We start from the raw sequence: 5,131 nt of genomic DNA, 5'->3' as shown, positions 1-5,131 counted from the left end.
TGAATATTTTTACTTTTATATAAATTCTTGGTTATATTATGTCCCAACAAAATTTTTTTCATACATATGTCACAAAATCCTTAAACATATTTACAATGAATTTAGGTTGAATATATGTCCGACAAAAGCTATAGCATTTCATAGCTTCTTCTTATCTATTACACACAGATTATCCATAATTTCAAATTAACATAAAGTCCTTTAAAAAAAGTGAGCTCCGCTCTAGAACTCACTTTTTTTTAAACATAGGGTATAGTTATTATTCTTCTCCTATTATGATTATTTTGCACTTTCTTTGTCTTGAACGAGTACGGTCAAAGTCAACAAAGTAAATATATCCTGTTGTACCAACGCCTAATTTACCGTCAGCTACTTCAAAAGTTTCACTAGAACCTAGTATAGTTGATTTTAAGTGAGCGTCACAGTTAAATAATTGGGTTCTATCTCCTCCTGGAAGATAAACTTCAGCATCTGGCCAAGATTCAACTGCTTCGTAGTGTTTTTCACCTGGGTAAGTGTATTGACCATAATCAGTTTGGTCTGGGATTATTTTTTCAAGAACGTTATTTAAATCAACTTGTAAAAATTCATCTCCACTTTCTGTATAGTCATGAACGAATTCTTCAAAGAATACTGAGCAAGTTGTATGTGCAGTTAAAACTGTACATATACCTTCTTTTACACCACTTTTAGCTATTGCTTCTTTAACTTGTGGTGTTATATCAAAATAACTTGGAGTTTTTCCATGTGAAGTAAGTACTATTTGTTCTTTATATAATTTCATATTATTTACCTGCCTTTTCGTTTTGTAATTTTATAACTGCATCTGCCCATTCTTGGATTCTACCTGCTGGACTTGGAGCGTTTAATACACCGCTAGTTGCTCCTGTTCCATCAGCACCTAATTTTAATATATGATAAACATCATCTGCTGTAGATACACCTGAAGCTATCATAACTAATACATCTGGGTTTGCTTCGTGAAGTTTTTCTATAGTTTCTACCATGTAGCTGTCGTCTGCTACTGTACCTGTTCCGATTAATTCTGTTGGTTCAGCTAATAATATTTCTGGGTTTAATTTAGATATAGCAACTGCTTCTGCAACTGAATCTGCACATGCGATTACTATTAATCCTAATTCTTTAGCTCTGTTTATAGTTGCTGATAATTGGCTTATTGTTAAAGCATGTTCTGCATGGTTTAGGAAAACTGCTTCTGCTCCAGCTTCTTTTAAAGATTCCCCTAAAACATGTCCCATTCCACGACCTGGAGTTAAAGGATCCATATGTTGAGCTGTAACTATTATGTTTTCTGTGTTTTCTTTTATGTAACGAATATCAGCAAATGGGCAAGTAAAGTATATTTGGATTCCTGTTTCTTTTGCTACTTTATCTGCTGCTTTAGCTAATTCTAAACTTTTTTCTCCATATAAATATGATTTTGGATTTACTACTAAAAATGGTGTTTGAGCCTTTGCCATTTCTATACCCCCTTGATTTTTTATATTAATTTCTATCTATTTTATATATCTCTTTTTATAGTTTACTTACATTTATAATTCTTATTAGTCGTTGAATTTTTTAGTTTCAAATACTTCATAGTAATGTTCTAAGCAGTCCATCATTCCTTGTTTCATAGCTGCTTTTATTTCATGGTAGTTTTTGCAGTCTGATTCTTGAACTTTTTTGTGAGCTGCAACACATAAATCAGTGTAGATATTTACTTTGCTTATTCCGTTTGTTGCGCATTTATTTAAGTTTTCATCTCCTGAAGAAGAACCACCATGTAAAACTAATGGAGTATCTATTGTAGCTGCGATTTCTTTTAATCTATCGAAATCTATAACTGGAGTTGCTTGAGCTTTGTATGAACCATGAGCAGTTCCTATAGATATTGCTAATGAATCAACTCCTGTAGCTTCAACAAATGCTTTAGCTTCTGCTGCAGTTGTGTAGATGTTGTTGTTGCTGTCTTGGTTGTCGTATTCTTCACCTTCACCAACATGTCCTATTTCAGCTTCTACAACTACTCCTCTTAAATGAGCGTAGTCAACGATTTCTTTTGTTCTTTTTACGTTTTCTTCAAAGCTATATGAAGATGCATCTATCATAACTGATCTAAATCCGAAGTCTATAGCTTGGAATATTCTTTCTTTAGTTGTTCCGTGGTCTAAATGTAGAACTACTGGCACTTTAGCTTTTTCAGCATAATATTTTCCGATTTCTAGTCCATCTTCAAATGGAAGTAAAGTTTCATGTGCTTGAGCAAATTCTAATATTAGTGGAAGTCCTAATTTTTCTGCAACTTCTACGTGTGCTGCTGCTGAAAGAGCATCTATGTAGTTTGCTGCTGGTATTGCGAAATTATTTTTTTGTGCGATTTTGTAAAGTTCTTTTGAAGTAACGATCATTTTTTTAACCCCTTTCAAGTATATAAAATTTATATTATTGTCATTTGACAGTTTTTTTATTTTTATTGTCATTTGTTTATACTTATATAATAGCATATTTTGGATTTTTTGCAATAATATTTTGTCAGAACATTTGTAAAAGTGTTTAGAATTGAGTTTTTGCAATAAAAAAAGCCCCCTACTTTTTTAGTAAAAGGCTATTTTTATTATTCATTTAATAATTTGTTGTTTTTGTTTTCAAGCTTTAGTATGTGATTTTTACTATCTTGTGGTGATGAAAGCTGGTTGTTTTGCTTCATTTGATCTTGAAGAGTATCAATTAAAACTTGAGTTATATTATTTGTTTGCTCTAGTATAGTATCTTTACTTTTTAAGAAGCTATCCATTACCTGATCTTGTCTTTTTCTTACAGATTCAATCTGTAAGCTATAATGCTCTAATTGCTTTTGCATATCATCTTGTATTCGTTTAGCATATAATTTATATGCTGTTGAACCTTCCTCATATTGATTTAATAACTCCAATAATTTAGGCATTTTTTCTGATGAATATTTATAATCATCTTGATCAATTTGATTTTCTAATTCTTTATAAAATCCCTCTATTTCCTTCACTATTGATATAGAACCTTTTTCAATAATTTCTAATCTTTTAGCTGTAATTTCATTTAATTGTGTTTGTAAATTAGCTATACTCTGTGCCATAGAATTTAAACTTCTAGCATTTGCTTCTCTTATCGCTATTTCACAATTAGTATTGAACTCTAACAGTTCTATTTGAGAATTTTTTATTAATTCTACTCTATCTTTATCTAATTCAGCCAAACGTATTTGTGCATTGGCTTCAATCTCAGCTATTTTTACTTTGTCAGGTTCATAATTATAAGTAGTATTGGTATTTGAAGTACTTCTGCTTCCTCCTCCACGATTTCCTCCAAATAATCCCTTTACAAAGTCTATTCCCTTTCTTATTAAGCCCATATTTTTTCCTCCATACACTACCGGTCCTTTATCAAATAAAGCACCAAATACATTTTCCACCTGTCTACTTCTAAATCTACCTAAAGTACAAGTATTTGCAAAATGCTCACAGTTATTAAACACAAGATTATACCCCTTATCACCTAAACAAGCCCTGGCATATTGAACTATATGGTCGACTGGATACAAATCCTTTAGTTCCTCATCTGTATACTCTTTAACTTCTAATGTATCTCCTTTTAAGAAGTAATCCAGGTCAGAAGATATAACTTCTGGTTTAGACCAATCTAATATACTGTCATCCTCATTTCCAGTAAAATGAATAACTTCATCATCTGATACATATATTCCATGATGACAGTAAATCCCCCTATTTACTCTTATATGATCGCCCATAACCGGTCTCTTTTTCACCCAAACTTCAGGTTCTTCTTCCAAAATATTGAAGCTTGGGTTCATTATTATATCGCTTTTCATAAGTCTTCACCCATTTTCAATTTAATGAGATAACTGTTTTGATTTATCCTTCGCAAGACCTTTTCTCATTTTGAAAATCAAAGAGTTGAATTCCTTTTCGCGTCTTTCCTGTTCTTCACCATATGCCTTGGCATCAGATAGATATACTTCAAAATTTTTCTTCTTCAATTCCATAAATTGATTCAAAACTTGCTCTGGAATAGCATCTAATTTCTTCAATTCTATAAAATCGATTATCTCATCAACTGGTAAATCGATTAAATTGTTAGCCCAATTTATCAAGAATATTTTGTTTTCGTTCTTTTCTAAGCTAAATATGATATTTTGTAATTTCTTTTGGAATTCTGAGCTTATTTTGTACAATTCTAACTCTGTAGCAAATTTTTCTTGTAGCTCACCATTTCCAGTGAACGCATAATTTACATATATCGCACTTCTTTCATTTTTATAAAATTGATCTACCTTTTCTTTGTACTCTTGCAGTAATTCCACTACATCTTCGATAACAGCTACACCTTTCTTTTCAACATCGAAATTTCCGCTAAGTCCTTCCTTTATAAGAGGCATAAATTGTTTTTCTATCGTAAATCTAGTTTGACACCAATCCTCAAACCAGCTTGACCAAATTTCTTCCTCTATTTCTTCCTTTTCACAGCTGTTTTTTAAATCTTCCTTGTATGTAGTTTTTAGAACTTTGTAATCCATAGACCATTTATCCCATAGATTTATAGCTGAGACTGCAAAATCTTTGTTTTTTTCGAAGTAATCCATTTTAATCAAAGCATTTTTTACTATATTCGCAGTATTTTCTGCTATAAATGAAAAACTCGCTCTCTTTTCTTCTTCCAATTCTGCTAGCTTTGTTATTCCGTCATTGCTTTCATTTATTTCATCTATTCTATCTTCTATGTTTTGAGCTTGTTTTTTATATGATAAAAGCTTTCTAGTAACTTCATTCATACCTAGCTCGAAATTCTTTTTGAAGAATTTTTGTCTGTCTCTTAATAAAGTATTTTCTTCTTCGCTTAAATTTGGATTATCTTCATATTTTTTTGATAGCTTAAGTCCTATTTTATTAAATTCAGTTATTATATCTTTCTTTTGTTCTTGGAAGTAATCTAACTTTTGAATTAAATCATCTACCCATGATATCACTGCTTTGTAGTATTTTATTATTGAGTTATTTATCGCTTCTATATCGTAATCTTTTAAAATTTCAGTGTAATCAAATTCTGATGATAGTAGTTTAACTTCTTTAGATTT

At 31.0% G+C, this 5,131-nt stretch carries 5 protein-coding genes; all 5 read right to left on the bottom strand.

Annotated features, from left to right (window positions below; translation table 11 throughout):
• Positions 1-259: 259 nt before the first annotated feature.
• Positions 260-784, bottom strand: a complete 525-nt coding sequence (locus tag ACI3VO_RS05810; RefSeq protein ID WP_439757003.1) for a YjbQ family protein — start codon at positions 782-784, stop codon at positions 260-262.
• 1 nt (position 785) lies between these two features.
• Positions 786-1,481: a triose-phosphate isomerase gene (locus ACI3VO_RS05805; protein WP_439757002.1), complete on the bottom strand. Its 696-nt coding sequence runs from the start codon at positions 1,479-1,481 to the stop codon at positions 786-788.
• Positions 1,482-1,565: 84 nt separating this feature from the next.
• Entirely contained in the window at positions 1,566-2,411 is an 846-nt protein-coding gene (locus tag ACI3VO_RS05800) for a class II fructose-bisphosphate aldolase (RefSeq protein ID WP_439757001.1), read from the bottom strand.
• 206 nt (positions 2,412-2,617) lie between these two features.
• A complete protein-coding gene (locus tag ACI3VO_RS05795; protein WP_439757000.1) occupies positions 2,618-3,868 on the bottom strand; it encodes a lecithin retinol acyltransferase family protein in 1,251 nt (416 codons plus the stop codon).
• A gap of 21 nt (positions 3,869-3,889) precedes the next feature.
• Positions 3,890-5,131, bottom strand: a 1,242-nt coding sequence (locus ACI3VO_RS05790) for a hypothetical protein (protein WP_439756999.1), incomplete at its 5' end; no start/stop codon positions are given.

It is taken from the genome of Intestinibacter sp. (genome assembly GCF_051866655.1).
In the GTDB taxonomy this organism is placed as follows: domain Bacteria; phylum Bacillota; class Clostridia; order Peptostreptococcales; family Peptostreptococcaceae; genus Intestinibacter.
Note: the sequence above shows the minus strand (reverse complement) of the source record. Positions and strands in the feature narration are given on the sequence as shown.